This is a genomic window from Pseudofrankia sp. DC12 (assembly GCF_000966285.1).
In the GTDB taxonomy this organism is placed as follows: Bacteria; Actinomycetota; Actinomycetes; order Frankiales; family Frankiaceae; genus Pseudofrankia.
The window spans coordinates 1139305-1165870 of record NZ_KQ031391.1 but is presented as its reverse complement, the minus strand read 5'-3'; the positions used below and the strand labels follow the sequence as shown (position 1 = coordinate 1165870).

The following is a 26566-nucleotide window of genomic DNA, read 5'->3' as shown; positions in this document are numbered from 1 at the left end:
CCGGGCGCGCGAAAGAAAACCAGTTTCGCGCGCCCTCCGACCTGGTCAGAAGTACCCCTCGTGCTTCTTCTTCTCCATCGACCCTGAGGAGTCGTGGTCGATGACCCGGCCCTGACGCTCCGAGCTCGTCGTCAACAACATCTCCTGGACGATCTCCAGCAGGGTCGACGCCTCGGACTCGACCGCCCCGGTCAGCGGATAGCAGCCGAGCGTGCGGAACCGGATCGAGCGTTGCTGCGGAACCTCGCCCGGGTTCAGCGGAATCCGGTCGTCATCCACCATGATCAGCGCGCCGTCGCGTTCTACCACCGGCTGCGGCGCGGCGAAGTACAACGGGACGATCGGAATGTTCTCCCGATGGATGTACAGCCAGATGTCCAGCTCGGTCCAGTTCGACAGCGGGAACACCCGGATCGACTGCCCCGGCGCCTTCCGCGCGTTGTACAGCCGCCACAGTTCAGGCCGCTGGTCCTTCGGGTCCCACCGGTGCTGCGCGGAGCGGATCGAGAACACCCGCTCCTTCGCCCGCGACTTCTCCTCGTCCCGGCGGGCACCTCCGAACGCCACGTCGAACCCGTATTTGTCCAACGCCTGCTTCAGACCCTCGGTCTTCCAGATATCGGTATGCATCGCCGACCCGTGGTCGAACGGGTTGATCCCCCGCTGCAGCGCATCCGGATTCTGGTGCACCAACAGATCCAGCCCGAGGTCAGCGACGTGCTGGTCGCGGAAGGCGTACATGGCCTGGAACTTCCACGTCGTGTCGACGTGGAGCAGCGGGAACGGTGGCTTCGACGGGTAGAACGCCTTCATCGCCAGGTGCAGCATCACCGCGCTGTCCTTGCCGACCGAGTACAGCATCACGGGCCGCTCCGCCTCGGCGACAGCCTCCCGGAAGATCTGGATACTCTCCGCCTCAAGCCGCTGCAGATGCGAGAGGTGGGCGGTGCCCGGGCGCAGTGGCCGGGGGGCGTCCGTCCGCGTGGTCACGCCCATTCGATCAGATCCCGCACCGTGGACCGTTCGAGCATGTCGTACGTCTCCTCTCCGTCCCAGCCGTACCGGCACCCGCCCTGGAACAACACAGGGAAGTTCGGCATCTCCGGCCGGTGGACGGTGTCGTGCGTGGTGTTCACGGTGGTGCCTTCGATGCCGGTGATGCCGAGCCCGGACTCGAACACGACGGGGACTGGGTCGCCCGACGGTACCAACCGGCGCGGCCAGGGAGCCTCGACTTCGCGGGCCGGGATGAGCTTCCCCTCGCCGAGAAACAGGTAGCCCTCGTTGGATACAGGACGACCGTCGGGGTGCGGCGGGTGCGTGATGAAGCCGAAGCCCCTGCCGCTGGGGAACACCGCGGACTGCCAGGCGTGGCCGCGGAACTCGTCCAGGTTCCGGACGCCCTGCCGCTTGATCCGCAGGCCGCTGCCGGTGAAGGTCTTCTCCTCGCCGGGCACCCGAACGACGGCCTGGGCGGTGCACAGCTGCTCGCTGCGCGGGCCGTGGCCCATCATGTCGCCGTCGGAGGTGTTGGTGTGAGCAGGTCGGCCGCGTCGGCGCGCAGCGCGCCCTGCTCCCACGGCAGGACGGCCATCGTGGTGAGGACCTCGACCTGCAGGTTCACCATCGAGCTCCAGGCCCTCCCGGAAGCTGTCGCCTCCGAAGTCGTCGAGGCCGGTCGCGGACCGGGCCTCGTCGATCAGACCCTGGGCTGATCGCATGTGGTGGCTCCCTTCACGCCGGCAGCGTCAGCCGGCACGATCGGGACCCACGCGGGGAGGCGGATCCCGTGAGCGTCGTCGGCACCGGGTGGGGCAGGTGCCAGACAGCGGCGGGTTCGGGACGATGGGAGGACCGGCCGCGACGAGCAGCCGGCAGATTTGGTGACAGTAGGGTGCCATGAATGGCATCGCGCCGCAACCACCGCCAAGGAGGCGAACCCGACCATGGCGACCGAGGCAGTGAACGAGCGTGGCGCCGGCGACCGGGCCGGGTCCGGCGGTGACGAGACCGCCGGTCGCCGTCGCTACGACAGCCCGCTGCGGCGCCAGCAGGCCGCCCAGACGCGGGAACGGATCCTCACCGCCGGCTCCGAGCTGGTGCACGAGTTCACGACCTGGGACTGGCGCGGCCTGACGTTCCGCGCCGTCGCCGAGCGGGCCGGCGTGGGGGAGCGGACCGTCTACCGGTACTTCGCCACCGAGCGGGAGCTGCACGACGCGATCATGCGTCGGTTGGGCGAGGAGTCCGGGATCAGCTACGACCATCTGAGTCTGGACAAGATCGGCGTGGTCACCGCGCGACTCTTCGCGATGCTGCCGTCGTACGCGGTCATGCGATGGGACGTGACGGAGCCGGTCGGGCCGACGCTGCTGGCCGAGGAGATGCGCCGGCGGCAGGCCATGGTCGACGCGGTCGCCGCGCCGACGGCCGACTGGACCGACGAGGAAGGCCGCATGGCCGCCGCCATGCTCGACCTGCTCTGGAGCGTGCCCTCCTACCAGCGGCTGGTAAGCGCCTGGTCACTGGACGGCCAGCAGGCGACCAGAGCAATCACCTGGGCCATCGGCGTCCTCGCCGACGCCATCCGCGCCGGCCGCCGCCCACCCCCCGCCAGCGAGCCCACCGCGGACAGCGACCAGAACCCGCCCTAAAGCGAAACGCAACCGAGTTCGCGCCCTTGAACGGAACGCAACCAGGTTGGGGAGTGTCTCTATGACGTTGTCAAGCGCTCATCGGCGACCTCATCGACCGACCGCAGCTCCGCCACAAGGGCTCGCCCTGGCTCGACGCTCAGACCGTGCGGGCGAGGTCAGGAAGGGGCTTCCTGGTCAGCGTTCGGGGGAGCGTCGAACGCGCTGAGGTACTCCTCGATGAGAGCCAGCGTCTCCTCGTGGCCGGTGGCGACGCCGAGGACGTCCTCGGAGATGAGGATGCGGCCGACGCCGGTCATGAGGACCGTGAGCACCGGCGGCGAGATCCCCGCCAGGCCCGCGCCGGTGCCGCCGGCCAGCAGGTCCGTCAGCGCCTTGACCTGCAGGGCGCGGAACCGTTCGGCGTAGTCCGCGATCTCGGTGCGAATGGCCTTGCGGTGGTTGGCCAGCGCCTGGAACTCGGACAGCAGGACGTTGCCCTCGGGTTCGCTGGCCAGCTCCCACAGCGCCCGCACGGGGTTCGCGGCGGCGAGCGCCTGCTCGTAGCGCTTCAGGTTCGCCTCGGCGCCCTTCCGGAACAGTGCCAGGAAAAGGTCGTCCATGGTACGGAAGTAGTAATGGACAAGGGCGGGCTTCACTCCAGCCCTGGCGGCGACCCGCCGCGAGGTCGCGGCCGCGTAGCCTTCCTCGATCATGATCGAGGCGGTGACGTCGAGCAGCGTGACCCGGGTCTTCGAGTCGGCTGCGCCCATCCGCCGGGGAGTCGTCATCGCGCCGCGAGCCCGGCGGCCGGTAACTGGGACGAGGGCCCGGCCAGCCTCGACGGCACACCCCTTGACGGACAGGGCGGCCGGAGGATAGGCATCGGCCCAGCATAGCGATTGGGCGGGCGCTCAGCACCGGCTCGGCGCCACGGGCAGTACCCAGGTCCACCTCGGCACCCTCCAGCTCAGCACTCAGGGCCAGCTCGACGGCCAGCGCCACCCGACGGCCAGGCCACCTGGCAGCACGCGTCGCGAGGAGCGAGACACATGACCGACACCGTGACGGCTCCGGCCGTGACGCAGCCCCCCTTCGCCGGCCGCAGGGTGCGCCGAGTCGAGGACGCTCGGCTGCTCACCGGGCACGGCACGTTCGTGGACGACATCCAGCGGCCGGGAATGCTGCACGCCTGCTTCGTGCGCAGCCCGTTCGCCCGGGCGACTATCAACAGCATCGATGTCTCGGCGGCGCTCGACCTGCCGGGGGTTCACGCCGTCTTCACGGCGGCCGACCTCAACCACGAGGTGCACGCGGCCTGGTACAGCTCGTACGGCCCGAAGGTCCCGGACACGCCGCGCCCGCCGCTGGCCGTCGAAGAGGTCCGGTTCGTAGGTGACCCGGTCGCGCTGGTCATCGCCGAGAGCCGGTACGTCGCCGAGGACGCGGTCGAGCTGGTCGACGTCGACTACGAGCCCCTGCCGGCCGCCGCCGACTACCGCCAGGCCCGCGGCTCGGACGCCGTGGTGCACGCGGCCTTCCCGGACAACGTCGCGGGCGGGCTCGCCGGCCCACCGCTGGCGGTGGTCGAGCCAGCCTTCGCCGCCGCCGCGTACGTCGCGGACGAGACCTTCTACCAGCAGGCGTACCAGGCGGTCCCGATGGAGACCCGCGGCCTCGTCGTCGAGTGGGCGCCCGGTCCCGGCGGCCCGGACGACGGCGAGCTGACGGTCTGGGCCGCCACCCAGACACCGCACGAGGTGCGTGCGTTCGGTGCCCGCCTGCTCGGCCTCGACCCGGACCGGGTACGGGTGATCATGCGGGACACCGGTGGCGGCTTCGGCCAGAAGGTCGTCCCGATGCGCGAGGACATGTGCCTCCTGCTGGTGGCGCGCAAGGTCCCGGCGCCGGTGAAGTGGGTCGAGGACCGCCGGGAGAACCTGATGGCCGCCGGCCAGGCCCGCCACGAGCACGGCCGGGCCCGGATCGCCTTCGCCGCCGACGCCGCCATCACGGCCGTGAGCCTCGAACACGTCCAGGACTGCGGCGCCTACCCGACACCGTGGCCGGTCGGCGCGTCCGGGGCGGTCGGGCTGCTCTACCCGGGGCCGTACAAGGTGCCGCTGGCCGCCTGGACGACCTCCACGGTCTTCTCGAACACCGCCGGGCGCACCGCCTACCGCGGCCCGTGGCAGTTCGAGTCGGTCGCCCGCGAGGTGCTGCTGGACATCGCCGCGCGCGACATGGGGCTCGACCCGGTCGAGCTGCGCCGCCGCAACCTGATCGGCCGCGACGACCAGCCGTACCCGAACCCGGCCGGCATGCCGCCCTATGACCACTCGTCTCCGCTGGAGACCTTCGAGCTCGCCCTGAAGATCCTCGACTACGACGCCTTCCGGGCGGAGCAGGCCGCCGCCCGCGAGCAGGGCCGCTACCTGGGGGTCGGCACGGGCACGTACATCGAGCCGACCGCGACCGGCCAGCCGTACTACGCGTCCGAGGGAGCGGTGATCCGGATCGGCCCGACCGGCCTCGTGACGGTCATCGTCAACGGCGGAGCGGCCGGCAACAGCCTGGAGACGACCGTCATCCAGCTGACCGCCGACGCGCTCGGGGTCGACTTCGACCAGGTCGTGACCATCCAGGGCGACACGGCGGTGACCCCGTTCGGCGCGGGCACGGCCGGTAGCCGCAGCGGCTCCGCGATGGCCGGAGCGGTCGCCGAGACGGCAAGGGTGCTACGGGCGAAGCTGACGGCGCTCGCCGCCGAGCGGCTCGGCGTCCCCGAGGACGCCGTGACCCTGGGCGACGGCCGCGCGAGCGCCGGTGCGGCCTCGGTCAGCTACGGCGAGCTCGCGTCGCCGGACGGCGTGGCGGCGACGGCCACCCATACCCAGAAGGCGCCGATGCTGTGGTCGAACGCGACCCATGTCTGCACCTGCGAGGTGGATATCGCCACCGGCAAGGTGACGCTGCTGCGCTACGTGGTCGGCGAGGACGTCGGCCCGATGATCAATCCGAATGTGGTCGAGGGCCAGATCGCCGGCGGCACCGTCCAGGGGATTGGCGGCGCCCTGCTGGAGCACATGGTCTACGACGACGACGGCAACCCGATGGCCAGCACCTTCGTCGACTACCTGCTGCCGACGTCCACCGAGGTCCCGCACATCGAGTACGGCCACATGGAGACGCCGGCGCCGGGTCCCGGCGGTCACAAGGGCGCCGGGGAGGGCGGCGCGATCGGCGCCCCGCCGGCCGTCATCAACGCGGTGGCTGACGCTTTGGCCCCTCTGGGCGTGAAGCTCACCGAGCTGCCCCTGAGCCCGTCGGCCCTGGTCGAGCTGCTCGTCGCCGCTGGCCACTAAGCCGGGCCGCCCGAGTGCTGGGCAGTCGCCCAACAACCGGTTATTGTTCGGGTGAGCCGGTTCGTCCCCCCATCCGGTTCCTGCTCGATGCCACCCCGCGAGGCGGGGCCGGAAGGGGCGCGGCGAACGGGCCTGAGCGAACGCCCAGCAGCCGATCCCAGGGCCGACGTGGAGGACGCACGCAGGTGGAGTTGGTCAACGAGTTCCGAGTTCCGCTGCCCGTCGAGAGGGCGTGGGAGCTGCTCACCGATCCGGAACGGATCGCGCCGTGCATGCCCGGTGCGCAGCTGCTCTCGGTCGACGGCGAGGACTTCCACGGCGCGGTCAAGGTGAAGGCAGGCCCGATCGTCGCCCAGTACAAGGGCAAGGCCACCTTCCAGGAGAAGGACGCGACGGCACACCGGGCTGTCATCAAGGCGGACGGCAAGGAATCCCGCGGCCAGGGCAACGCGAGCGCCATCGTCACGATGGGCCTCACCCCGGACGGTGACGAGACGGCCGTTCACCTGACCACCGATCTCACCATCTCCGGGAAAGCGGCCCAGTTCGGCCGGGGTGTGCTCGCTGACGTCAGCTCGAAGCTCGTCGCGCAGTTCGTCCGCAACCTGGAGGCCGACATCCTGGCCTCGCGCGACGCACCGGCCGTGGCTGAGGCGCCCGTAGCTGAAACTCCGGCCGTCGAACAGCCAGTGGTCGATGCGCCGGCCGCCGAAGCGCCTGGTGCCGAGACCACGGCCGCCGCGGCTCGGCCCGTGGAAGAGGCTTCGGCGCCCGAGGTTCCGGCTGCCGCCCCGGCGAGCGTCGCGGCGCCGGTCGCGGCGCCCCCCGCGGCGCCGGTCCGCGCGAAGGCCACGCCCGAACCGGCCGGCCCGTCGGCTCCAGTGGCCCCGGTCGCGGCGGTCCAGGCTCCCGCGGCCCAGGCGGCTTCGAGCGCGGCGCAGCCGCCGCCCGGGCGGCCGGTCGTCGTCGCGCCGGTGGCGGGCGCTCCGGTCAACCTGCTCGGCGTCGTCGCCTGGCCGCTGCTGAAGCGAGCGCTGCTGGTGATCGGCGCGGTGGTGCTCGCCCTGCTCATCTGGCTGGTGGTCCGCGCGGCCCAGAGCTGACACGGAGCGCCCAGTTCCTGTTCCGGCGGTCCCGCCCGCCGCCGTACCGACCCAGAAATCGTCGCACCGAGCCGCGGAAGGGCACACCAGTGACGACCGACACCGCGATTGCCTGGGATCCCTACACCCAGGCCTACGCCGCGGACCCGTACCCGATCTTCCAGCGGCTTCGCGAGGAGGTCCCGCTCTACTACAACGAGCAGTACGACTTCTTCGCGGTCACCCGGTTCTCCGACATCGAGCGCGGCCTGCCGGACTGGCGGACCTTCTCGTCCGCCAAGGGCGGCATCCTGGAAATCATCAAGTCCGGCATGGAGCTGCCGCCCGGGACCCTCATCTTCGAGGACCCGCCGGCCCACGACATCCACCGCAAGCTGCTGTCCCGCGTCTTCACGCCGAAGCGGGTCCTCGGGATCGAACAGCAGGTCCGTGATTTCTGTGTCCGCACGCTCGATCCGCTGATCGGCGAAAAACAGTTCGACATGTGCAAGGCCTTCACCATCGAGTTCCCGATGCGCGTCATCGGCATGCTGCTCGGCATTCCCGAGGCCGACCAGGCGGGGATCCGCGACGCCGGCAACGACCGGCTGCGCACCGAGGAGGGCGGACAGATGGATCTCTCCGAGGGCGCCCTGCTGTCGGGCGAGGTCTTCGGCGAGTACATCGACTGGCGGCGCGAGCACCCGTCGGACGACCTGATGACCGAGCTGCTGAGAGCCGAGTTCACCGACGAGAACGGCGTCACCCGGACGCTCACCCGCGACGAGATCCTGACCTACGTCACCGTCGTCGCCGGCGCCGGCAACGAGACCACGGGCCGGCTGATCGGCTGGGCGGCCTCGACGCTCGCGAAGTTCCCCGAGGCCCGCGCCGAGCTGGTCGCCGACCCGTCGCTGATCCCGAACGCGATCGAGGAGCTGCTTCGGTTCGAGCCGCCCGGCCACGCGATCGGCCGCTACGTCACCACCGACGTCGAGTTCCACGGCCAGCAGGTCCCCGCGGGCTCGGCGATCCTGTTCATCGTCGCGGCCGCGAACCGGGACCCGGCTCGTTACCCAGACCCGAACACCTTCGACATCCGCCGCCAGATCGGCCAGCAGCTGACCTTCGGGCTCGGCGGCCACTACTGCCTCGGCGCCGCGCTGGCCCGCCTCGAGGGCCGCGTCGCGCTGGAGGAGATCCTCAAGCACTTCCCCAGCTGGGACGTGGACTGGGACAACGCCAACCTGGCCTCGACGTCGACCGTCCGCGGCTGGGAATCCCTTCCCATCACGATCGGCTGAGCCGCGATGAAGTCGGCGTCGTTCGAGTACCACCGACCGGAGACCGTCGAGGCGGCGCTCGCGCTGCTCGCCGAGCTCGGCGATGAGGCCAAGCTGCTGGCCGGGGGGCAGAGCCTGGTGCCGATGCTGGCACTGCGCCTCGCCTACTTCGACCATCTGATCGACATCGCGCGCCTGCCCGAGCTGCGGGGGATCACCGTGGCGGACGGCTGGCTGCGGGTCGGCGCCGGCGAGACAGAGGCGGCGGTGGGGCGCGACGCGGCGGTGGCGAGTGCCGTTCCGCTGCTGACCCGGGCGACGCCGCTCATCGGGCACTTCCAGATCCGCAACCGCGGCACGCTCTGCGGCTCGGTCGCGCACGCCGACCCGGCCGGGGAGTACCCGACCGTCGTGCTCACCCTCGACGCGGAGATGATCGCCGCCTCGGCGGCGGGCGGTGAGCGCACGATCCCAGGGGCCGAGTTCTTCACCGGCCTGTGGAGCACCGCGCTCGAACCGGACGAGATGCTCGTCGCCGTGCGGTTCCCGGTGCGGGCCGGCCGGGCTGGTTTCGCGGTCGAGGAGTTCGCCCGCCGGTCGGGTGACTTCGCCATCGCCGGCGCCGCCGTCGCGGTCGAGCTGGACGGCGACGACCGGGTCGCGCGCGCCGCGATCGGCCTGCTGGGGATGGCCTCGGTGCCGTTGCGTGCCGCGGGGGCCGAACTGGCCGCCGTCGGGCAGCGGGTCGACGCGCTGGACGCGGCGGAGCTCGGGGCGCTCGCGATGAGCGAGCTGGACGACGTCCCCGCCGATCTGCAAGGCTCGGCTGCCTACCGGACCCGGGTCGGCGCGACGATGGCCGCCCGGGCCTGGACGTCGGCGATCAAGGAGGCTGCCGGCGCGGCCGCCGGAGCCGGAGGAGCCGTCCATGGCTGAGCTGCCGGTCCGCCTCACGGTCAACGGCCAGGCGGTCGAGAACCTCGCCGAGCCCCGGATGACCCTGGCCGACTTCCTGCGCGAGCGCTGCGGCCTGACGGGCACCCATCTCGGCTGCGAGCATGGCGCCTGCGGTGCCTGCACGGTCCTGGTCGAGGGCGCCGCCGTCCGCTCGTGCCTCATGTTCGCCGTCCAGACCGACGGGCTCGACGTGACGACCGTGGAGGGCATCGCCGCCCCCGACGGGACGCTTTCCCCGGTGCAGGCGGCGATGCGTGACTGCCACGGCCTGCAGTGCGGCTTCTGCACCCCGGGCTTCGTCGTCTCGATCACGGCGCTGCTGCGGGACAGCCCGGCCCCGACCGACGAGCAGATCCGCGAGGGCCTCTCCGGCAACTTCTGCCGCTGCACCGGCTACCAGGGCATCATCGCCGCCGTGCGCCAGGCCGCGACGGCGACCGCGCCGGCTTAGCCGACGGCGAGCAGGCCAACCGTCGGCGGGCGCCCTACCGGTCCGTCGACGTTGGGCCATGCCTGTCGGCAGCCGACCGTGGCGGTGTGGGGCCGGGCCTGTGGCCAGCTCCCACCCCCGGCCCGTGGCCGGCGTCCTGTGTGTTCTGCGTCCCGGTGCCGCGGCACTCCGTGGCTTCGCTTGAGTCCGACACTCGTCAGGTGAGAACGTTCTTCTCAATCCTAGAGAGGATTGCTATCATGGGCCTCTGTCCGGGTACGGAAAGGAACCGCACAACATGGCTCACTTCCCGAAGCCAGCTGAGGGCAGCTGGACGGCGCACTATCCCGGCCTGAGCACGGCGGATGCCTCCTACGAGGACTCGATCTCGCCCGAGCACTACGAGCTCGAGCGCAAGGCGGTCTTCGGAAAGACGTGGCTGAACGTCGGCAGGGTCGAGCGGCTCCCCAAGGTGGGCAGCTACTTCACCAAGGAGATCGACGCCGCCCGGTCCTCGGTGATCATCGTGCGGACCGCTGACGGCATCAAGGCGTTCCACAACGTCTGCCGGCACCGTGGCAACAAGCTGGTCTGGCAGGACTACCCGCGCGAGGAGACCTCGGGCACGGCGCGGCAGTTCATCTGCAAGTACCACGCCTGGCGTTACGACCTCGGCGGCGCCTGCACCTTCGTCCAGCAGGAGTCGGAGTTCTTCGACCTGGACAAGGCGAAGTACAGCCTCGCCGACGTCCGCCTGGACATCTGGGAAGGCTTCATCTTCATCAACTTCGACAAGGACGGCACCCAGTCCCTTGCCGACTACCTCGGGCCGCTGGCCGCCGACCTCGTCGGCTACCCGTGGGGCGAGATGACCTCGGTCTTCAAGTACAAGTCCGAGATCGGCGCCAACTGGAAGCTGTTCATCGACGCGTTCGCGGAGTTCTACCACGCGCCGGTGCTGCACAACCGCCAGGCGACGGCGGAGGAGTCCCGCAAGCTGCAGCAGTACGGCTACGAGGCGCTGTACTACAAGATCGACGGCCCGCACTCGATGGTCTCCAGCTGGGGCGGCATGTCCCCGCCGAAGGACCCGAGGATGGTCAAGCCGATCGAGCGGGAGCTGCGCACCGGCCTGTTCGGCCCGTGGGACAAGCCGTTCGACATCACGCTGCCGCCCGGCCTGAACCCGGCCCGGCACAAGGCGTGGGGCGTCGACTCGTTCGTCTTCTTCCCGAACTTCATGATTCTGGTCTGGGAGCCGGGCTGGTACCTCACGTACCACTACTGGCCGACGTCGGTGAACTCGCACACCTTCGAGGCCGCGCTGTACTTCGCGCCGCCGAAGGACGCCCTTGAGCGGCTCCGCCAGGAGATGGCGGCCGCGACGTTCAAGGAGTACGGCCTGCAGGACGCGAACACCCTCGAGGCGACCCAGACCATGCTGGAGTCCCGGGCGGTCAGCGAGTTCCCGCTGAACGACCAGGAGATCCTGCTGCGTCACCTGCACCAGACCGCGCGCGCCTTCTGCGCGGAGTTCGTGAAGAGCACCCCCGGCGCCACGCCGTCGCCGGCGCTGGTCTGACCCGCCCGCTCAAAGAGGGGAGACACCCGTGGCTACCCTGCCCGCGGACTTCGCGGATCTGGAGCCCTTCGCCGACTGGGCCCTCCCGACGGAGGACGAGCGGTTCGCGAAGCGCTACGCGGCCAAGATGGACGACCTGCAGGCGTTCTACGACGCCGCTCTCCCGCGGATCCAGGACGCGATCGCGTACCTGAACAGGTTCCCGCTGGAGGAGCTGCCCGAGGATGCGTACAACCTGCTGCTCGTCTACTACTCGCTGTGCAGCGTCTCGTTCTCGGTCGAGGCCTGGCACCAGCCGCGGGTGCCGGACGCCGGCGCCGCGCACATCTCGAACGTCTTCGCTCCCGCGGTCTGACGTCCGAGTCGACCACTGGCCCCTGTGGGCCGGTGCTGGCCGCGTCGCTGTGGACGTCGCCGGGTGGGCTGGCCCCCGACCCGGCGCCGCCACCGACGTCCGGCCGCCCGGGTCAAGCAACCGGCCCGACCGGTGCCGGCGGTTCCGCGTAGACCAGCCCCGTCGACGCGGAACCGCCGGCATTGGCATGTGGGTGACCTGGCCGATCGATGGCACGTCGACGCGGGAGCGCGAAAGACTGGACTGACCGGTCGCCTCACAAACCGCCCAGACCGCCGCACACGGCGCCGCTGTCCACCGATCATGGCAAAGGGGACGTCGCATGGCACGCATCGAGCCGCTTCCGCTCAAGCAGTGGCCGAAGGAGATGCGGCAGGTGCTGGCCGCGCTGGAGCCGCCGGGTACCCCGGCGAGGCTGTCGCCGGAGGGTCGCTCGAAGGCGTTGAACACGCTTGGGGTGTTCGCGTACCACACGACCCTTTCGCAGGCGTTTTTCACGTTCAACGGGCACATCCTGTCGACGAGCACGCTGACCGGCCGGCAGCGGGAGCTGATCGTGTTGCGGGTCGCCGCGCAGCGCCAGGCGGGCTATGAGTGGTTGCAGCACACCTTCATCGCCCGCGACGCGGGCCTTTCGGATGAGGAGATCCAGCGGATCGCGCTCGGGCCGGACGCGCCGTTGTGGGACCCGCTGGACGCGGCGATGCTGCGCGCGGTGGACGAGCTGGTCGGTGATGGCAAGATCGGCGACGAGACCTGGGCGGTTCTGGTCAAGGAGCTTGAGGTCAAGCAGATCCTGGACGTGATCTTCACGGTTGGCGCCTACGAGACGCTCGCCTACATGATCCGTTCGTTCGACATCGAGATCGACGACGACATGCGCGAGGCCGTCGCCCGCCGCCAGTCGCCGACAGCCTGAGCGGGCGCGCCCCGCGCCCCGATCCGACGGGAGCCTCCGATGTCCGTCACCGTCAGCCCGATCAGCGCCGAGGTAGGCGTCGCGGTCACGGGCCTTGCCGGCCACCAGCTGGCGGACCCGGCCGTCGCCGCCGACACCCTCAGGTACCTCGACGAGCACGGCGTCGTCATCTACCGCGAGGCGCACATCGGCGACGCCGACCTCGTCGCGCTCAGCCGGCTGCTCGGTGAGGTGGTCGTCGCTCCGATGGGCGGCGAGGAGGAGTTCCCGGAGGTCTCGGCGATCTCCCTCGACCCCGCCCAGAGCGCCCTGGCGGCCTATCGGACGGGCACCTTCTACTGGCACATCGACGGCGCGAACGACCTGGTGCCGCAGAAGGCGACCCTGCTGACCGCGTTGGAGGTCGCGACCGAAGGCGGCGACACCGAGTTCGCCAACCTCTACGCCGCCTACGACTCGCTGTCCGCCGAGGACAAGGCCCGGTACGCCGAGCTGCGCGTGGTCCACAGCTTCGCGGCCACCCAGCGGCTGGCCCACCCGGACGCGTCGGCCAAGGTGCGTGCCAGCTGGGAGAAGGTTCCCTCGCGGGAGCACCCGCTGGTCTGGACCCGGCGCAACGGGCGCAAGTCGCTGCTGGTCGGGGCGACGGCCGACCACCTCGTCGGCTGGCCGGAGGACGAGAGCCGCGCGCTGCTCGACCGGCTCCTCGGCTGGGCCACCCAGCCGCGCTTCTCCCTGCGCCACCACTGGACGCCGGGCGACCTCGTCATCTGGGACAACACGGGCATCCTGCACCGAGCACAGCCCTACACCGCTCTGTCTCGCCGGCTCATGCACCGCACCACCCTCGTCGGCGAGGAAGCGGTGGCCTGACTGGCCCGCGCCGCCGTGAAACAGACTCGGCATGTGAACCGTTGCCGACCGAAGGGAACCGCGCGCAGATGACCGCGGCAGCAAGCGACAGCCTGGCCGGCAAGGTCGCGATCGTCACTGGTGGTGGCTCGGGCAGCGGGCGTGGCTGCGCCGTGCGCCTGGCCGCTGACGGCGCGAAGGTCGGTGTCTTCGACCTGGACCCGGGCAACGCCAAGGCGGTTGTGGACGAGATCGTCGCGGCGGGTGGCGTGGCGCACCCGGTCACGTGTGACGTGACGAGCCGTGAGCAGATCGACGCCGGGGTGGCCGAGATCAGGGCGCTGTACGGGCCCGCCACGATCCTGGTGACGTCGGCCGGCCGCGAGGGCTTCCGCCGCCTTCGACGTCGTCGCTCTCGCCGGACCGGCCGAAGAACTCAGGGTCATGGCGGGGAGCCCACTCGCACGGCGCATCGCACCAGCCCGCGGTGCCCGCGGGTGTGGCCTGGCGTTCCAGGTAACGCGCGGGCCTCGGGATTCGCGCCGTCGGCGCCGCGCCCAGGGGCGGTTACGGGCGGTCGAAGTCGCGGGTGATGGCGTGGAAGCGGCGGCTGGCCTCTTCCTCGTCGTCGGGGGTGCGCGTGTCCTGCCGGACGACGTCGGCGATGCACAGGTAACAGGAGACGGCCGCGACGACGGCGTAAGCGAGCCAGATCGGGTTCTTCCCGTGGGCGATCACCGAGTACACCGGCAGCACGGTCAGCGCGAAGAAGAAGGCGCTCACGACGGCCGCCGTGACGCGAGTGACCGGGTGCTTGCGCCAGTGGGGTGTCCGGCGGACGGGCCAGGCCTCGACGGAGTCGGCCTCGGCTGTGCCGGCTGCCGGCGCCTGACTGGTGGAAAGCTCGGTCATGGCGGAGACGGACGGCTGAAGGTCGGTCACGAGGTCACCTCGTCTTCGGTTCGGTGGCGGATGGGTAATTGGATCAACACTACCCGTAATGCTGGCGCCTCGGTACCTCCCTGGGGGTATCTGGCGGAAGTCTTTACCTCCCGCCGCGATCTGCCGAGTCGACCTCGGCACGATCCCCAGGGAACGCGCGTCCGGTCCGACCTGATGACTCAGGTACTGACTGGTTCGACTCCGGGTAGCTCTTGTAGGTGGTGTGCGGGAAGAGCAGCGGGACCAGGTCCGCGGCGGAGCGGATCTCCTCGACGCCTTCGGCCTTGGCCCGCTGGGCGAGCACCGGTACCTCGGTGTTCAGCTGGGTGATGGGCCGTGCCGACTGGCCGGCCCCGGACCCGGGGGCGCATCCAGGCCGCCGTCCGGCTCCTCGTCGGCGTCCTGCGCCCGTGACACGCCGCCCGCCCCGCCCGCCCCCGGCCCTGACACGCCGCCCCCGCCGCCTTGCCGCCGGCCGGACGGTCAGTACCTGAGCGACAGGATGGTACGGCTGGGCGCCTCGGCCGGGACGGTCAGACCGAGGACGACGGCCAGCTCCGGGTTGGCGGCGTCGCGCAGGGCGGCGAGCGGCGCCAACCGCGCGCGGACCGCCGGGTCCCGGGAGGCGCCGCCGCTGAGCACCAGAGCGTTGATCTTCTCCCAGCCCAGGTCGTTGCGGGCGAGCATCGCCGCGCAGTGCTCGATGGCCGGCGCGAGCACGGGCTCGACCAGCTCCCCGAGCTGCGCCGGCGTGAGGGTGAGCTCCAGCAGCAGATCGGGCAGGAAGACGTCCGCCGACCGCTGCTCGGCCAGCTGCTCTCGCAGCATCCGGGCGGCGTCGCGCAGGTAGCCGGCCCGCCGCCGGCCGGCCTCGCCGTCGCCGTCGTCGATCTGGTATCGCTCGCGCAGCCGCGCGACGATCGCCGTGTCGATGGCGTGGGCGCCCGCCCGGTCGTCGCCGACCTGGTCGATCACGGCGGCCACTCCGCGGTCGGCCGTCACGAGGGCAGCGTCGAAGGTTCCGCCGCCGATGTCGGCCACCACCCAGGTGCCGTCCTCGGGCCGCGGGCCGAGCACGGACCGGGCGGCCGCCGCGCCCTCGTCGACGATTGTGATGGTGTCCGGGGCGAACCCCGCGTTCTCACCGGCCTCGACCAGCACCGCGCGCTGCTCGTCCGAGAAGATGACCGGCGCCGAGAGGGTGAGCCGGTCGAACCCCCGCCCGGCCTGACGGCGAGCCTGTCGAGCCGCGTACAGCAACGGCTGGGTGACGGCCTCGACCGGGCCGAACGGGTGTCCGCCCAGCATCCGGGGCTCGTGCTGGCCCAGCTCCCGCTTGACCTCGCTCCAGCACCAGTCGGGCCGGCTGGTCCGGCGGGCCTGGGCCGCGTCGCCGACCAGCCAGCGCCCGTCCGACGAGCGGGCCACCGCCGTCGGGAACCAGGCCAGCTGGGTCGCCGGTACCCGGACGAGGACCGGGTCAGTACTGTCCGCGGTCGTGTAGGCGGCCTTGGTCCAGGTGGTCCCCAGATCGACGGCTAAGAGCCACTCGCGCGCCATTCTTCGCCCGTCCTCTCGGCAGTTCCGTCCCTGTCGAGGAACGACATCGAGTGTGGGGCACCCCAGGGGGTGGCGAGGGCGCGCACCCGTGTGCCCCGGTCGCCGTAAGGCCCCGGCGCGGGGTGGAACGGCGGTGTGGTCATGACTACCACACGGCACCGGGTACCACGGCGTGTCCCGCTGCTCTGTGTCACGAGGACCACCCGTTGGGGGCGTCCGCCGGCCCAGGAAGGGCGTCTCGACGGGGAGTGGATAACGTATCCAATATCGGATCGTCGCTCGGGTCGCATCGTTCCGACGCCGACACTGCCGAACCGCTGATGACCATCGAGGTGCCGCTCATGCCCGACGAGACTGCTTCCCGGCCGTCCGCGACCACTCTGCTGGCCGGGGTGCGCATCGTCGACGTGTCGATGCTCGGCCCCGGGGCGCTGACCACGCGCCTGGCCGACCTGGGCGCGGACGGCTGCGCGCGGCCGGCGCGTTCGGCCGGGCCTGAACGCGGGGCGGGCCTGAACGCGGGGCGGGCCTCGCGCGGCCGTCGTCGGGCGTTCCGCGGCGCCCGAGACAGTCTTATGATATTTTATACAATCTGATTGCTGAAGGTAGCCGCAGCTGAAGGTGGCCGCACCTGCGCGCGGTCGTCCGGCGCCGTCGCGCCAGGCAGTTGTGGTGCGCAGTTCGTCTGGTCAGTAGTGGAGCGAAACCGAGGTGCTGGGCATGGGGCTGCTCGACGGCAAGGTCGCGATCGTCACCGGGGCCGGGCACGGCATCGGCCGGGGCCACGCCCTTGAACTGGCGAAGCAGGGCGCGAAGGTCGTCGTCAACGACCTGGGCGGCACGCTGCGCGGCGAGGGCCAGGGCCGCGCGGCCGACGAGACCGTCGCGCTCATCGAGAATCGCGGCGGCATCGCGGTCGCCGACTACTCCGACGTCGGCGACTTCGACCAGTGCGGCGAGCTGATCGCCCGGGCGGTGGACGTCTTCGGCAAGCTCGACGTCCTGGTGAACAACGCCGGGATCGTGCGTGACTCGGTGATCTGGAACATGCCGGTGGACGACTTCGACGCGGTCATCCGGGTCCACCTGCGCGGCACCTGGGCGACCTGCCAGCACGCCGCCAAATACTGGCGCGCCGCGGCAAAGGCCAAAGGCGGCCCGGCCGGCGGCCGGATCATCAACACCACCTCCGGGGCGGGCCTCGGGGGCAACTTCGGCCAGTCGAGCTACGCGGCGGCCAAGGCGGCGATCGTCGCCGTCACCCAGACGCTCGCGCTGGAGCTGCTGCGCTCCGGCGTGACGGTGAACGCGGTGGGCCCATCGGGGCTCACCCGGATCACCGCCACGATCCCGGGCATGGGCCCGGCGTTCGAGCCGGACGAGCTCGCCGAGGGCGAGTACCACCCGATGGACCCGGCGAACAGCTCCCCGCTGGTCGCGTGGCTCGCCAGTGACGAGGCCGACCATGTGACCGGCCAGGTCATCCGGGTGATCGAGGACAGGATCATCTGGATGCGGGGCTGGACCGAGCGCAAGGTCATCTCGGCCGGCGGCAAGCGCTGGGACCCGACCAGGCTCGGCGGGGTGCTGGCCCAGGACGTCTTCGAGACTCGTGGCCGCGGGATGCGGTTTCCTCAGTCCTGACGGGCGCTGGTCCGGACGAGCGCGAGCCGGACGGTGGCTGGGAGAAGAGGTCCGATGGCGGTAGATCTCGCCGAGTTACTGAGCCCTGCGCACACCGTCCTGCTCACGCAGGAATGCCAGAACGGTGTCATCGGCACGCCCAGCTCGCTTCCGGTCCTCGCCGAGGTCGCCCGCGAGTCGGGGATGATCGCCAACGTGGCCCGGCTGGCCGCCGGCGCCCGGGCCGCCGGTGTCGGCGTGCTGCACGCGGTGGCGGCGCGCCGGCCGGACGGCCGCGGTTCCAGCACCAATGCCCTGCTGTTCCTCGGCACCGACAAGGCTCCGGTCACGCAGCTGCTCGGCACGCCGGCGGTCGAGGTCCTCGACGAGATCGGCCAGCAGCCCTCGGACCTGGTCTCGGTGCGGCTGCACGGCGTCTCGCCGATCGCGGGGACAGACGTCGACGCGCTGCTGACCAACCTGGGCGCGAAGACCGTGGTGATCGTCGGGGTCTCGTCGAACGTCGCCATCCCGGCGGCCGTCTTCGACTCGGTGAACCTCGGCTACCAGGTTGTCGTGGCCCGGGACGCGATCGCCGGCGTGCCCACCGAGTACACCGACCTGGTGCTGCGCAACTCGCTGTCGTTGTGCGCCACGATCGTCGGCACCGACGATGTTCTCGCGGCCTGGAAGAAAACCTCCGCGGACTGACGGCCAGTCGGTAGCGTGGGCCGGGGCCCGTCGCCTCCCAGGCGGGTGAGGCCACTGCCGCTGAGCGCCCCGACCTGATCGGCGCTGGGCGGCAGGTGCCTCCCGGCGAAACTCAATGTTGACGTCGGTGTCAAATCCATCTAGCGTGGGAGGGCCACGGCCCACGTGGTGAACACCCGACGACGGGAGGACGACATGGCAGCCCTGAAGGCCGGCGCCCGGCTGAAGGACGAGGCGACTGGCGTGGAGGCGGTCGTCGTCCGGGTCACCGCCGAGTCGACCCTCGAGCTGCGTCCGGGCGGCCCGGCCGCGCTGGGTAAGCGCTACACCTGCGCCGTGTGCGAGGCCCAGGTTCTCGTCGCCAAGGCCGGCGCCGCCGAGCCGGTGTGTCACGGCGAGCCCATGTCCCTCGCCCAGGCGAGGCCGCTCCCGTCCTCGGACTGAGCGAGCGCCTGCTGTTCCTGGGCTGGGCCAAGGGGTCACGTCCTCAGGGACATGGGCCCGGCTGAACGTCCGGCACCCGGTTGGCGGGCGCTAAGCGTCCGCCGCCGGCTCCGCCAGCTGGAGCGCGTTCAGGCAAAGGCGGACGAGTTGTTCCACACCGTCGTCGAAATCGAACTCGAACAGCTTCTGTACAAACCACATCTCGGCGAAGCGGTTCATCATCGCGCTCATCGCCGCCAGCGCCACCTCGGGGATGATGCTCGGGTCGGCCCAGCCCTGCTGTTGCATCCGGCGGACAGCCCGGGCGGCGCGGATACGATCCGCCTCCTGATATTCGAACCGGATACTCGTCAGTTCCGGGTCGTATCTCGAGACCATCTCGATGACGCCGATGATCCGGGCCTCGTCCCGGTAGCTCGCCAGGAACTGCGTGGCCAAGTGCCGGATCGTCTCGGCGGGAGTGCCGGCGCGTGGCCCGTTGAACACAGAGGTGTACATCGGCTGCTGGAGAAGGTCGCCGACCGCCATGGCGACCTCGCGGAAGACCTGCTCCTTCGAGTCGAAGTAATGGTAGAACGAGCCGTGTGACATTCCGGCGCGCTCGGCTATGTCGGAGATCCGGGCGTCCAGAAAACCGTCCTCCTCGAAGACGGCCTTCGCCGCGTGCACCAGGCGGGCCCTGGTCGCGGCACCCTTGCGGGAACGCGGTCCGCTCGCCTTCGCTCGCCCCTCCGGCCTGGCACCGGGCACCGGCGCGGGCGGGGACACATTATCCGTGGACGCCACGGCAGCCTTCCACGAATGGCCCTCCGATCGACACCGGTGTTTACCGGTGAGTCTACCGGTGGATTGTCATTGACGTCGACGTTAAAATGAGCAGAGCGTGTCGGGTACCAGAGCTCGCGGCGTCTCGGCCCTTCGGCCGGCCGCGGACCCGGCCCGAGCGCGGCTCGCCAGCGGCCTCGCCACGCAGTGTCATCGTGGTCCCGCGTCGTGGTCAGCCTCTCCATTGGCGTCACCAGGCTCAGGGGAGATCAATATGTCGGTCCACTACCTGCTGGGCAAGTCTTGAGCGAGTCAGGCGAGGTCCTCGACGGCATCCCCGGGCCTGGGGCGATTCCGTCGCTTGAGATCGAGACAGTTGACGTGCCGGGCATTCCCAACGCCCGCCAGGTCCGCCACAGCGCGCGGGACGGACACACCCTCGGCCCGATCATGATGGCGACGCGCCGGGCCGGCGACGAGCTGCGCGGCTCCTGCCCGGTCTCGCCCGGAATGTGCGTACCGGGGACGACCACCGTCCAGCTCGCTCCGCTCGTGGTCTGGGCGGATGTCATCGGCGGGCGGCTCGCGGTCGGCGAGCTCGCGCCGCGGGTGCCCGTCACCCTCGACCTGGACGTGCAGCTGACCGTCCCGCCGCGCCCGAGCAGCCAGATCAACGCGACCGGACGAGTCATCAAGACTGGTCGGTCGGTTGTCGTCATCGGCGCGGAGTTCACCGATGAGGCGGGTGAGCTGGTCGGCGTTGCGGCGGCGGCGTTCATGGCCGCGGGCGACCCGTCGCTCGTGATGCCGCCGATCGTCTGGGAGGACCCGGACGAGGCGCCGCCGCGCCCGCCGCTGCTGACGAGCCTCGCCGAGCACGCCGGCTGCCAGGTCAGGGAGCCCGGTGTCGCGGCCGTCCACCGGACCGTGCACGGACTGAACTCGTCGAACACCGTCAACGGCGGGCTGATCGCGCTCGCCGTCGAGCAGGCGGCGCTCTCCCTGAACCCGAGCGTTCCGCTTGCGTCGATTACGTTGCGTTATCTGCGGCCGGTCCGAATCGGGCCCGCGGTGGCGACGGCGACGGCCCATGGCGGGATGACGACCGTCGAGGTCCGCGATGCGGGCGCCGACGGGCGGCTGGCGGTCCGAGCGGTCACGAGAAGCTTCTAGTCCCGGCCGGGGTCTGGATCGTCCGGTTTGTGCGCCTGCTCAGGTGCCGGGTGCTGGGAAGCCTTGCAGCCGCGGCCGGCCAGCCAGCAGGCGTCCGCGCCGGTGCCCGCCCCCGCGTCGAGGACGGTCCCGGCCGGCAGGCTTGCGACCTGCTCGGCCAGCACCGGGCTGGGCTGGTCCCCAGCCGGGTGCGCCTCGGCATGGACCCGGTGCCGAGCGTCCCAGGCGTCCGGGCCGAAGACGAGGTCCTGGCGGCCGGCGTCGGGCGTGACCTGGGCGGTCGCGTCGATCGGATCCCCCATGGTGTGGGGCCCGGTGGCGAGCTCGCCACCCCGCGGCTCGTCAGCTGTCTCGATCGGCAATGCCTGCCTCCTGTGCGAGCCGCGGGCCCGCCTGTTGTCGCGAGGCCGTGGACCCCTCGCCTCGACCACTGGGCGCGACTGTGCGCCAGCGCGGCCGGGTTGACAAATATCTTTGCCAGAATGGCAAACTGGCTGCATGGTGGACCAGCGACTGGGCGACACGCCTGAGCCCGCGGACGAGCCCGCGTTCGACGACGTGCTGGCGGCGGTGGGCCCGCGGCTGCGGGCGCTGCGGCACGAGCGTGAGGTGACGTTGCCGCAGCTGTCCCAGGCGACCGGGATCTCCGTCAGCACGCTGTCGCGGCTGGAGTCCGGGCAGCGCCGGCTCACCCTGGAGCTGTTGCTGCCGCTGGCCCGGGCACATCAGGTGCCGCTCGACGAGCTGGTCGGCCACCCGCCGACCGCGGACCCGCGCATCCATCCGCGCCCGTTCCAGCGCAACGGCATGACGTTCCTGCCGCTGACCCGCCGCCCCGGCGGGCTGCAGGCGTACAAGATGCTCATCCCGGCCCACTGGCCCGCGAGCGAGCCGCAACCGCAGGTCCACGAGGGCTACGAGTGGCTCTATGTGCTCTCCGGCCGGCTGCGCCTGCTGCTCGGTGAGCACGACCTCATGCTTGGCCCGGGCGAGGCCGCCGAGTTCGACACCCACCTGCCGCACGCCTTCGCGAACCCGACCGAACGCCCGGTCGAGATCCTCAGCCTCTTCGGCCCGCAGGGCGAGCGCCTGCACCTGCGCGCCCGCCCGACGGCACGGGCCGACGGCTGACCGGCCTCGCCGGCGGTCAGCCGGAACCCGCCAGGCCAGCTACCCGGCGTCGGTGCCCGGCCGGCGGCCCGATTGCCCCGGTGGCGGGATAACCGAATTGCCTGAGCACGTTCGCGACCTTTCCGGCGCGACCTCGCCGCGCTGGGGAAACGGGATCAGGATCACGCCATTGGCGGCGGTCCTTTACCCGTCGTCCCGCCGGCGTGGGTTAGCGACGGCGCCGGGTCGGCTCAAGGGCCGGGAAAAAGCCCTTCACCGTGCTCCGCGAGACCAGGGTGACGGCCCGGTCCTTGTTGAACAGGTCGTTGTGCCGGGTTTCCAGCGCGAGCACCAGCGCGATGCCCATGACGGCCCGGGCGGAGATGTCCGGCGACTCGAACTCGAAGCCGTACCTGTCCTCGACCTCACGCCAGGCCTCGGCCAGCCGGTCCATCGCGACGGTGAAGTGCTTGCGGTAGAAGCGGCGGGCCACCTTCGGGTCGCCGAACAGCACCAGCCCGAGCAGCGGGAGGATCTCCTCCAGGGTGGCGATGAGCCGGCGGTACAGGCCGTTGAGCGCCTCCAGCTGGCGTTCCGGGGTGAGTGGCTCGTCGAGGTCGACCACATCGGTGGCTGCGACGAGCTCGTCCACCGCCTGGCGCAGCGGCTCGAAGACCGCCTCGTAGAACAGCTGGTCCTTGCTCTCGAAGTGCCGGTAGATCACACCTTCGCTGATACCGCCGCGTTCGGCGATCTGCTTGATGGTCGTCCCGTTCATGTCACCGGTCTCGACGAACGCCTGCCGGGCGGCCTTCAGAATAGAGCTCTTGCGGGCCTCGGCTGTCAGCCGTCGCGGCCGCGGCCTCGCCTCGGCGGCCGCGCTCGCGCCGTCGGACGCCGCCGTCCGCTCCACGGTCGGCTGGTCGGCCATTGGTCCTCCAGTAGCGGTGGTTCTCCCGACACGGAGCTCCTCCGGATGCGGGGCACAGTCGCCAGGTGAATGAACGTACGCTATCTTACTCACCCGATCATGAGAGTTTTGGCAACCGCCCCGCCCGCCGCCGCGCTGATCTCGACATCAATGTCGGTCGCTTGACGCGCGCGGATCCACGATCTTAGGCTCGTCAGTGAAATGAGGACTTACTTACTTCACTACGTCGTGGGCGAGCGCAGCCTCGACGACGCCCCGGCCGGCGACGACTACCTGGCCGCGATGGCCGCCGTCGTCGGAACGGCGATCGACGCGGGTGCGCTGGGCTTCTCCACGTCCCGCACTTTCCTGCCACGGTTCCCGACGGCCGCCCGGTGCCGGGGGCCCACGCCCGCCCCGAGGAGCTGGCCGCGATCGCGGGGGCGCTCGCCGCCCGAGGCCGCGGCGCGATCGAGGTCGTCCCGCGCATCGGCGAGCGCGACCGTGCCACCCGGCAGAACTCGGTCGCGGAGCTCGCCTGGAGGGAAGACGTCAGCCGCTCCTCAACTCGCCCGCTCACCTTCGCGGTCACCCAGGGTGATCGTCGGCGCGACCTGTGGGCCCGCGAATCGGGCCGGCTTCGGAGAGTGACGCGAAAAGTTCGTCGTCGGTCGATTCCAGCGCCTGTCGTCCGTCAGCGTGCTCGTCGATGGGTCGGGAAGTGGCGCCCTGGGGCCGGCCTCGGACCGGGCCGACGCGCTGCTGGAGACCATCCCGCGGAGGTGCGACACCGCCGCCGCGCTCGGCCGCGTCCCACTGGAGCTCGGCGTCGCCGGCAAGCTCCCGAACGTCCCCGGAACCGACGGGACGCCTGACCTGACGGCGGCCATCGACGGCCTGCCGGCGCTGGTCGAGGCCGGTCACCGACGTCCGCCTGCAGCTACCAGTCCCGGCCGACGTCAACGCAGCCGAGGACTACCTGACCCCATGGGTGACGGCCTTCCGCAAGGCCACTGCCTGACCCGAGCAGCCCGGCTCCCGCCCGCTGGCACGAGAGGGCTGGTCCTACGTCGGGGTTGCCGATTCGGGCCGGGCCGGCGCCACGGCGAATGCGTGAACGAGCGCTCGCGTCCGGACGGGCCCAACTGGCGTCCCGAGGCTCGATGGAGGCCGGCCGGGACGCAGCGCTAGCCCGTGGTGAGGCGCAGGCTGGTGAGGCCCAGCTCGGGGGAGGTCTTGCGGGCGGTCTCGGGGGGCTCGCCGCAGACGAGGACGGGGACGTCGCGAGTGACCGCGACGGTGGCGATCGCCGAGCCGGTGCCGGTGGGCCCGTCCCAACCGAGATGGACGGTGGCGGAGCGGCGGTCGGCCGCGACGTCGCTGCTGGCCGACGTCAGCCGGTGCTCCAGCCAGGCCCAGCCGAAGCGGTCGAACAGCTCGCGTTCGGCGACCTGGCCCCACTGGTCGAGCGCGGTCGTACCCCGGTAGCTGCCGCGTACCGGCGGCGGACCGGACCGGCGCACCACGGAGTCGAGTACGGCCGCGTCGAGGAATCCCCAGGCCAGGCCGTCGGGCAGGGTGAAGCCGGTCGGCGCGTACCGGTGGCCGCCGGTGTGGCTGCAGCGCCGGACCCGGACTCCCGACCAGGTTCCGCCCGCGTCGAGCGCGAGCCGGGTGCCGAGCCGTCCGCAGCAGACGTCGCGCGAACCGTGCCCGCACAGCAGCACCTCCGGCGGCGCCGGCTGTCCCTGGCCCGCCGGGCGGCCGTTCTCGATGGGCGCCGTGGCCAGCCGGGCGACCTCGTCGACGAGCCGCTCGGCCGGGATGAGGTGGTCGGTACCGGTGAAACGGCTGGTCTCGGCTCGCCGCCAGATCGTCACCGCCACCTGGGCGGCACCGGTGGAAGCGCCGACGGCCCCGGAGCCGTCCATGCTGGAGCCGAGGGCCGGGCCTTCGTCCGGCGGACGCACGGCCAGCAGGCGGGTCGAGCGCAGCCCCCGCTTGGACAGCTCCGCGAAGATCGGGATCTCTCCGATGTCCTGAGGCCACGGCGGGGGCGTCTCGATGAGAACGAACGTGTCGCAGGTGAGCGCTGACCCGACGGGGTCGACTCCCTGGGCCAACGTCCACGGCGCGCAGCGGTAGGAGATCGCAGGGCTGGAGACGGTGACGGTCACAGCGGCCTCCCGATCGTCACGGTGCTTGCTCAGCGGACGGACGGTCCACCGCTCGCGTGAAGGAACGTGCACGGTTCACGTGAGGTTCCAGCCAGGCTGAGGACCGAGACCGGCGCCAACGGTGGTTCTCGCGACACTGCCACCGCCGTCCTGCCGGCCTTGGCGGGCCGGCGCGGGCATGAACGCCAGTTGCGCCCTTTCATGGCTCTGGCCAGGCCCGATTCACGACCACGAGCGGGTGAAGGCGGCGAGCGCGGGACGGTCGCGTAGACCGAGGCCGAGCTCTGGTTGACTCGACCTGGCCCAACTCGCAGGAGTTGCTGCGCAAGCGCTTCGCCGGCATCCCCCAGCACGAGGCAATGATGACGGCGGGCGACGGGCTGGGCCGAAGCCGGCGTCTGCTGCGCCGAGCCCGCCGTCGATGCCTGCTCGACGGGCGCGGCTGGCTGCAGCGGTCTGACGGAGAGGGCGAGCCGACGAAGGTCTCGCCAAGGCGATACGACGTCAGCCGGACGATCCACAGATCCACAGACAGTCTTCACCCGACCAGGGTGCGCCGTCAGGCGCACGGACTACTGATCCCGCGTACCGACGGGGAAGACCTTCATGACCCACGAGGACTGATCTCCGTACATCCCGTTCGGGTTGGCGTCGTGACGAAGAAGAAGCCGCGGTCCGAGGCGGACGACTTCGCGGGGATGAGCCGCGGTGGGGTGGCCGTCATGCTGGCGATCGTGGCCCTGGGACACCCGTGGCAGGCCCTCCGGGAACTGTTCGCGGCGGTCCGTCGGCTGGGCCGACGGATGCGACGGCTCGCACTGGCACCTGCCGGGCCGGTGGCGGCGGTGCTGTGGTCACGCCACAGAGACCGGCGCCCCACCTTCGAGGACTACCTACATGGCCGCGATGCGGACGGCGGTCCTCCATCGCTCGGGAGAGCAGTACGTCGACCGCCAAGGTCAGCCGCCGCGTTGATCGCTGTTTCGGTCCTCCCGTGGCCGCGAAACAGGCCCGGTTGCAACCATCGGAGAGCCGAAGCAGCGATCATGGGGACGCGGGGACCGGTCGAACGTCGGGCGAGGCGGCAGTAGTGAGAACTGACGCGGACGGCCACCGCGTGACGGCCGGTGCCAGCAGGGCGAAGAACGCGATGCAGGCAGTTGTGGAAAGGGCGACGGGTCGTAGTGAAAGCTTTCGACACAGCCGTCCCACGACTCTCCTCTTTACGCGGAGCAGGTGATCGGCCTATCCGGTGCTCTCCTTTTGTTCCCTTCGAGGGCCGGGGGTACACGTGCTGTTTCAGCTGTGCGCGGCGGCGATCCCGTTGCTCGGCTGGCCGGCCGTGGCAGACCCCTCGGTGCGCTGCCGCCCGGCGCGCTGCCGGCGCCGGGCCAGCAGCACGTCCGCGAGCGCGTCCGCGCGCTCCATGTCGTCGAGAGTCGCGCGGGCCCGCCCGTCGACCGCGAGGATGGCGGCGAGCAGCTCGGCGGACAGCCTCGTCCGGGCCGCCAGCCGCGCCACGCTCGGGGGCAGGCTGGCCGGCGCCGACGCGGCCGGCGGTTGCGAGCCGGTGTCGATCCGCGCCGGGATCCGCTGGTACGGCACGAGCCGGCCTTCGCGGACGACGCGGACGTGGGCGCGAGGCCGGGTTCCCAGGTGGGAGCTGAGGAGATCGAACATACATTCGATCCTG

General features: G+C 71.1%; 28 protein-coding genes. 17 read left to right on the top strand and 11 right to left on the bottom strand.

Going from position 1 to position 26566, the window contains the following annotated elements; all coding sequences use genetic code 11:
- Positions 1 to 45 precede the first annotated feature (45 nt).
- Both cysD and FRADC12_RS04825 read right to left on the bottom strand, forming a co-directional pair.
- Positions 46 to 996, bottom strand: coding sequence for a sulfate adenylyltransferase subunit CysD (cysD, locus tag FRADC12_RS04830; protein ID WP_045875731.1), 951 nt, complete (start codon positions 994 to 996; stop codon positions 46 to 48).
- A complete protein-coding gene (locus tag FRADC12_RS04825) occupies positions 987 to 1511 on the bottom strand; it encodes a hypothetical protein (protein WP_232303613.1) in 525 nt (174 codons plus the stop codon). Before FRADC12_RS04825 ends, cysD begins: the two co-directional genes overlap by 10 nt.
- 435 nt (positions 1512 to 1946) lie before the next feature.
- Between FRADC12_RS04825 and FRADC12_RS04820 the strand changes: the two genes are divergently transcribed.
- Positions 1947 to 2654, top strand: coding sequence for a TetR/AcrR family transcriptional regulator (locus FRADC12_RS04820; protein WP_045875730.1), 708 nt, complete (start codon positions 1947 to 1949; stop codon positions 2652 to 2654).
- A gap of 158 nt (positions 2655 to 2812) precedes the next feature.
- Here the strand turns inward: FRADC12_RS04820 and FRADC12_RS04815 are convergent, their stop codons facing one another.
- On the bottom strand, positions 2813 to 3424 hold the full coding sequence (locus tag FRADC12_RS04815) for a TetR/AcrR family transcriptional regulator (protein WP_045875729.1): 612 nt from the start codon (positions 3422 to 3424) through the stop codon (positions 2813 to 2815).
- Between the two features lie 261 nt (positions 3425 to 3685).
- Here FRADC12_RS04815 and FRADC12_RS04810 point away from each other — a divergent pair, with 261 nt between their 5' ends.
- The 10 genes from FRADC12_RS04810 (at position 3686) to FRADC12_RS32795 (ending at position 14051) form a co-directional block, all read left to right on the top strand.
- Positions 3686 to 5998: a xanthine dehydrogenase family protein molybdopterin-binding subunit gene (locus tag FRADC12_RS04810; RefSeq protein ID WP_045875728.1), complete on the top strand. Its 2313-nt coding sequence runs from the start codon at positions 3686 to 3688 to the stop codon at positions 5996 to 5998.
- Positions 5999 to 6183: 185 nt separating this feature from the next.
- On the top strand, positions 6184 to 7101 hold the full coding sequence (locus FRADC12_RS04805; RefSeq protein ID WP_045875727.1) for an SRPBCC family protein: 918 nt from the start codon (positions 6184 to 6186) through the stop codon (positions 7099 to 7101).
- Positions 7102 to 7190: 89 nt separating this feature from the next.
- The gene (locus FRADC12_RS04800) at positions 7191 to 8384 is read left to right on the top strand and encodes a cytochrome P450 (protein ID WP_045875726.1); all 1194 of its coding nucleotides are present in this window, start codon (positions 7191 to 7193) and stop codon (positions 8382 to 8384) included.
- Positions 8385 to 8390: 6 nt separating this feature from the next.
- Positions 8391 to 9299 (top strand): FAD binding domain-containing protein, encoded by a 909-nt coding sequence (locus FRADC12_RS04795; RefSeq protein WP_045875725.1) that lies wholly within the window; start codon positions 8391 to 8393, stop codon positions 9297 to 9299.
- The gene (locus FRADC12_RS04790; RefSeq protein ID WP_045875724.1) at positions 9292 to 9771 is read left to right on the top strand and encodes a (2Fe-2S)-binding protein; all 480 of its coding nucleotides are present in this window, start codon (positions 9292 to 9294) and stop codon (positions 9769 to 9771) included. Before FRADC12_RS04795 ends, FRADC12_RS04790 begins: the two co-directional genes overlap by 8 nt.
- Positions 9772 to 10048: 277 nt before the next feature.
- Positions 10049 to 11332 carry an aromatic ring-hydroxylating oxygenase subunit alpha gene (locus FRADC12_RS04785; protein ID WP_045875723.1) on the top strand — a complete coding sequence of 428 codons (1284 nt, stop codon included), beginning with the start codon at positions 10049 to 10051 and terminating at the stop codon, positions 11330 to 11332.
- A gap of 28 nt (positions 11333 to 11360) precedes the next feature.
- A complete protein-coding gene (locus FRADC12_RS04780) occupies positions 11361 to 11687 on the top strand; it encodes a hypothetical protein (RefSeq protein WP_045875722.1) in 327 nt (108 codons plus the stop codon).
- Between the two features lie 322 nt (positions 11688 to 12009).
- A complete protein-coding gene (locus FRADC12_RS04775; RefSeq protein WP_045875721.1) occupies positions 12010 to 12606 on the top strand; it encodes a carboxymuconolactone decarboxylase family protein in 597 nt (198 codons plus the stop codon).
- A 39-nt stretch (positions 12607 to 12645) separates the two neighbouring features.
- On the top strand, positions 12646 to 13479 hold the full coding sequence (locus FRADC12_RS04770) for a TauD/TfdA dioxygenase family protein (RefSeq protein ID WP_045875720.1): 834 nt from the start codon (positions 12646 to 12648) through the stop codon (positions 13477 to 13479).
- A 68-nt stretch (positions 13480 to 13547) separates the two neighbouring features.
- Positions 13548 to 14051, top strand: coding sequence for an SDR family NAD(P)-dependent oxidoreductase (locus tag FRADC12_RS32795; protein WP_232303612.1), 504 nt, complete (start codon positions 13548 to 13550; stop codon positions 14049 to 14051).
- Here FRADC12_RS32795 and FRADC12_RS04765 read toward each other — a convergent pair.
- The 3 genes from FRADC12_RS04765 to FRADC12_RS04755 all read right to left on the bottom strand — a co-directional run bounded on the left by FRADC12_RS04765 (position 14026) and on the right by FRADC12_RS04755 (position 15960).
- Positions 14026 to 14400: a hypothetical protein gene (locus tag FRADC12_RS04765; RefSeq protein ID WP_045875719.1), complete on the bottom strand. Its 375-nt coding sequence runs from the start codon at positions 14398 to 14400 to the stop codon at positions 14026 to 14028. The two genes, FRADC12_RS32795 and FRADC12_RS04765, sit on opposite strands and share 26 nt — an antisense overlap.
- A 103-nt stretch (positions 14401 to 14503) precedes the next feature.
- Positions 14504 to 14704, bottom strand: coding sequence for a hypothetical protein (locus FRADC12_RS04760; protein ID WP_045875718.1), 201 nt, complete (start codon positions 14702 to 14704; stop codon positions 14504 to 14506).
- 179 nt (positions 14705 to 14883) lie between these two features.
- The gene (locus tag FRADC12_RS04755) at positions 14884 to 15960 is read right to left on the bottom strand and encodes an Hsp70 family protein (RefSeq protein ID WP_045875717.1); all 1077 of its coding nucleotides are present in this window, start codon (positions 15958 to 15960) and stop codon (positions 14884 to 14886) included.
- A gap of 320 nt (positions 15961 to 16280) precedes the next feature.
- Here FRADC12_RS04755 and FRADC12_RS31990 point away from each other — a divergent pair, with 320 nt between their 5' ends.
- From FRADC12_RS31990 to FRADC12_RS04735, 4 genes are all read left to right on the top strand, one after another.
- Positions 16281 to 16556 (top strand): hypothetical protein, encoded by a 276-nt coding sequence (locus FRADC12_RS31990; RefSeq protein WP_045875716.1) that lies wholly within the window; start codon positions 16281 to 16283, stop codon positions 16554 to 16556.
- Positions 16557 to 16680: 124 nt separating this feature from the next.
- Positions 16681 to 17604, top strand: a complete 924-nt coding sequence (locus tag FRADC12_RS04745; protein WP_045875715.1) for an SDR family NAD(P)-dependent oxidoreductase — start codon at positions 16681 to 16683, stop codon at positions 17602 to 17604.
- Positions 17605 to 17658: 54 nt separating this feature from the next.
- Positions 17659 to 18294, top strand: coding sequence for a cysteine hydrolase family protein (locus tag FRADC12_RS04740; RefSeq protein WP_045875714.1), 636 nt, complete (start codon positions 17659 to 17661; stop codon positions 18292 to 18294).
- A gap of 195 nt (positions 18295 to 18489) precedes the next feature.
- Positions 18490 to 18738 (top strand): desulfoferrodoxin, encoded by a 249-nt coding sequence (locus FRADC12_RS04735; RefSeq protein WP_045875713.1) that lies wholly within the window; start codon positions 18490 to 18492, stop codon positions 18736 to 18738.
- A 90-nt stretch (positions 18739 to 18828) separates the two neighbouring features.
- Here FRADC12_RS04735 and FRADC12_RS04730 read toward each other — a convergent pair whose 3' ends face one another.
- Positions 18829 to 19524 (bottom strand): TetR/AcrR family transcriptional regulator, encoded by a 696-nt coding sequence (locus FRADC12_RS04730; protein ID WP_045875712.1) that lies wholly within the window; start codon positions 19522 to 19524, stop codon positions 18829 to 18831.
- A gap of 282 nt (positions 19525 to 19806) precedes the next feature.
- Between FRADC12_RS04730 and FRADC12_RS04725 the strand changes: the two genes are divergently transcribed.
- Positions 19807 to 20676: a PaaI family thioesterase gene (locus FRADC12_RS04725; RefSeq protein WP_052710682.1), complete on the top strand. Its 870-nt coding sequence runs from the start codon at positions 19807 to 19809 to the stop codon at positions 20674 to 20676.
- Here FRADC12_RS04725 and FRADC12_RS31985 read toward each other — a convergent pair.
- On the bottom strand, positions 20673 to 21038 hold the full coding sequence (locus tag FRADC12_RS31985) for a class I SAM-dependent methyltransferase (RefSeq protein WP_045875711.1): 366 nt from the start codon (positions 21036 to 21038) through the stop codon (positions 20673 to 20675). The genes FRADC12_RS04725 and FRADC12_RS31985 overlap by 4 nt on opposite strands.
- Before the next feature lie 136 nt (positions 21039 to 21174).
- Between FRADC12_RS31985 and FRADC12_RS04715 the strand changes: the two genes are divergently transcribed.
- The gene (locus FRADC12_RS04715; RefSeq protein WP_045875710.1) at positions 21175 to 21807 is read left to right on the top strand and encodes a helix-turn-helix domain-containing protein; all 633 of its coding nucleotides are present in this window, start codon (positions 21175 to 21177) and stop codon (positions 21805 to 21807) included.
- A gap of 208 nt (positions 21808 to 22015) precedes the next feature.
- Here the strand turns inward: FRADC12_RS04715 and FRADC12_RS04710 are convergent, their stop codons facing one another.
- From FRADC12_RS04710 to FRADC12_RS04695, 3 genes are all read right to left on the bottom strand, one after another.
- Positions 22016 to 22717: a TetR/AcrR family transcriptional regulator gene (locus FRADC12_RS04710; protein ID WP_045875709.1), complete on the bottom strand. Its 702-nt coding sequence runs from the start codon at positions 22715 to 22717 to the stop codon at positions 22016 to 22018.
- A gap of 1166 nt (positions 22718 to 23883) precedes the next feature.
- Entirely contained in the window at positions 23884 to 24873 is a 990-nt protein-coding gene (locus tag FRADC12_RS04700) for a ferredoxin family protein (protein ID WP_045875707.1), read from the bottom strand.
- 1299 nt (positions 24874 to 26172) lie between these two features.
- On the bottom strand, positions 26173 to 26553 hold the full coding sequence (locus FRADC12_RS04695; RefSeq protein ID WP_045875706.1) for a hypothetical protein: 381 nt from the start codon (positions 26551 to 26553) through the stop codon (positions 26173 to 26175).
- Positions 26554 to 26566: the final 13 nt, after the last annotated feature.

Bases quoted from the DNA above. Each gene is read 5' to 3' on its own strand.
- FRADC12_RS04735 (WP_045875713.1), top strand. From the start codon at position 18,490: ATGGCAGCCCTGAAGGCCGGCGCCCGGCTGAAGGACGAGGCGACTGGC.
- FRADC12_RS04770 (WP_045875720.1), top strand. From the start codon at position 12,646: ATGTCCGTCACCGTCAGCCCGATCAGCGCCGAGGTAGGCGTCGCGGTC.
- FRADC12_RS04775 (WP_045875721.1), top strand. From the start codon at position 12,010: ATGGCACGCATCGAGCCGCTTCCGCTCAAGCAGTGGCCGAAGGAGATG.
- cysD (WP_045875731.1), bottom strand. From the start codon at position 996: ATGGGCGTGACCACGCGGACGGACGCCCCCCGGCCACTGCGCCCGGGC.
- FRADC12_RS32795 (WP_232303612.1), top strand. From the start codon at position 13,548: ATGACCGCGGCAGCAAGCGACAGCCTGGCCGGCAAGGTCGCGATCGTC.
- FRADC12_RS04715 (WP_045875710.1), top strand. From the start codon at position 21,175: ATGGTGGACCAGCGACTGGGCGACACGCCTGAGCCCGCGGACGAGCCC.
- FRADC12_RS04710 (WP_045875709.1), bottom strand. From the start codon at position 22,717: ATGGCCGACCAGCCGACCGTGGAGCGGACGGCGGCGTCCGACGGCGCG.
- FRADC12_RS04815 (WP_045875729.1), bottom strand. From the start codon at position 3,424: ATGACGACTCCCCGGCGGATGGGCGCAGCCGACTCGAAGACCCGGGTC.
- FRADC12_RS04790 (WP_045875724.1), top strand. From the start codon at position 9,292: ATGGCTGAGCTGCCGGTCCGCCTCACGGTCAACGGCCAGGCGGTCGAG.
- FRADC12_RS04755 (WP_045875717.1), bottom strand. From the start codon at position 15,960: ATGGCGCGCGAGTGGCTCTTAGCCGTCGATCTGGGGACCACCTGGACC.
- FRADC12_RS04820 (WP_045875730.1), top strand. From the start codon at position 1,947: ATGGCGACCGAGGCAGTGAACGAGCGTGGCGCCGGCGACCGGGCCGGG.
- FRADC12_RS04740 (WP_045875714.1), top strand. From the start codon at position 17,659: ATGGCGGTAGATCTCGCCGAGTTACTGAGCCCTGCGCACACCGTCCTG.
- FRADC12_RS04810 (WP_045875728.1), top strand. From the start codon at position 3,686: ATGACCGACACCGTGACGGCTCCGGCCGTGACGCAGCCCCCCTTCGCC.
- FRADC12_RS04695 (WP_045875706.1), bottom strand. From the start codon at position 26,553: ATGTTCGATCTCCTCAGCTCCCACCTGGGAACCCGGCCTCGCGCCCAC.
- FRADC12_RS04745 (WP_045875715.1), top strand. From the start codon at position 16,681: ATGGGGCTGCTCGACGGCAAGGTCGCGATCGTCACCGGGGCCGGGCAC.
- FRADC12_RS04795 (WP_045875725.1), top strand. From the start codon at position 8,391: ATGAAGTCGGCGTCGTTCGAGTACCACCGACCGGAGACCGTCGAGGCG.
- FRADC12_RS04785 (WP_045875723.1), top strand. From the start codon at position 10,049: ATGGCTCACTTCCCGAAGCCAGCTGAGGGCAGCTGGACGGCGCACTAT.
- FRADC12_RS31990 (WP_045875716.1), top strand. From the start codon at position 16,281: ATGACCATCGAGGTGCCGCTCATGCCCGACGAGACTGCTTCCCGGCCG.
- FRADC12_RS04825 (WP_232303613.1), bottom strand. From the start codon at position 1,511: ATGGGCCACGGCCCGCGCAGCGAGCAGCTGTGCACCGCCCAGGCCGTC.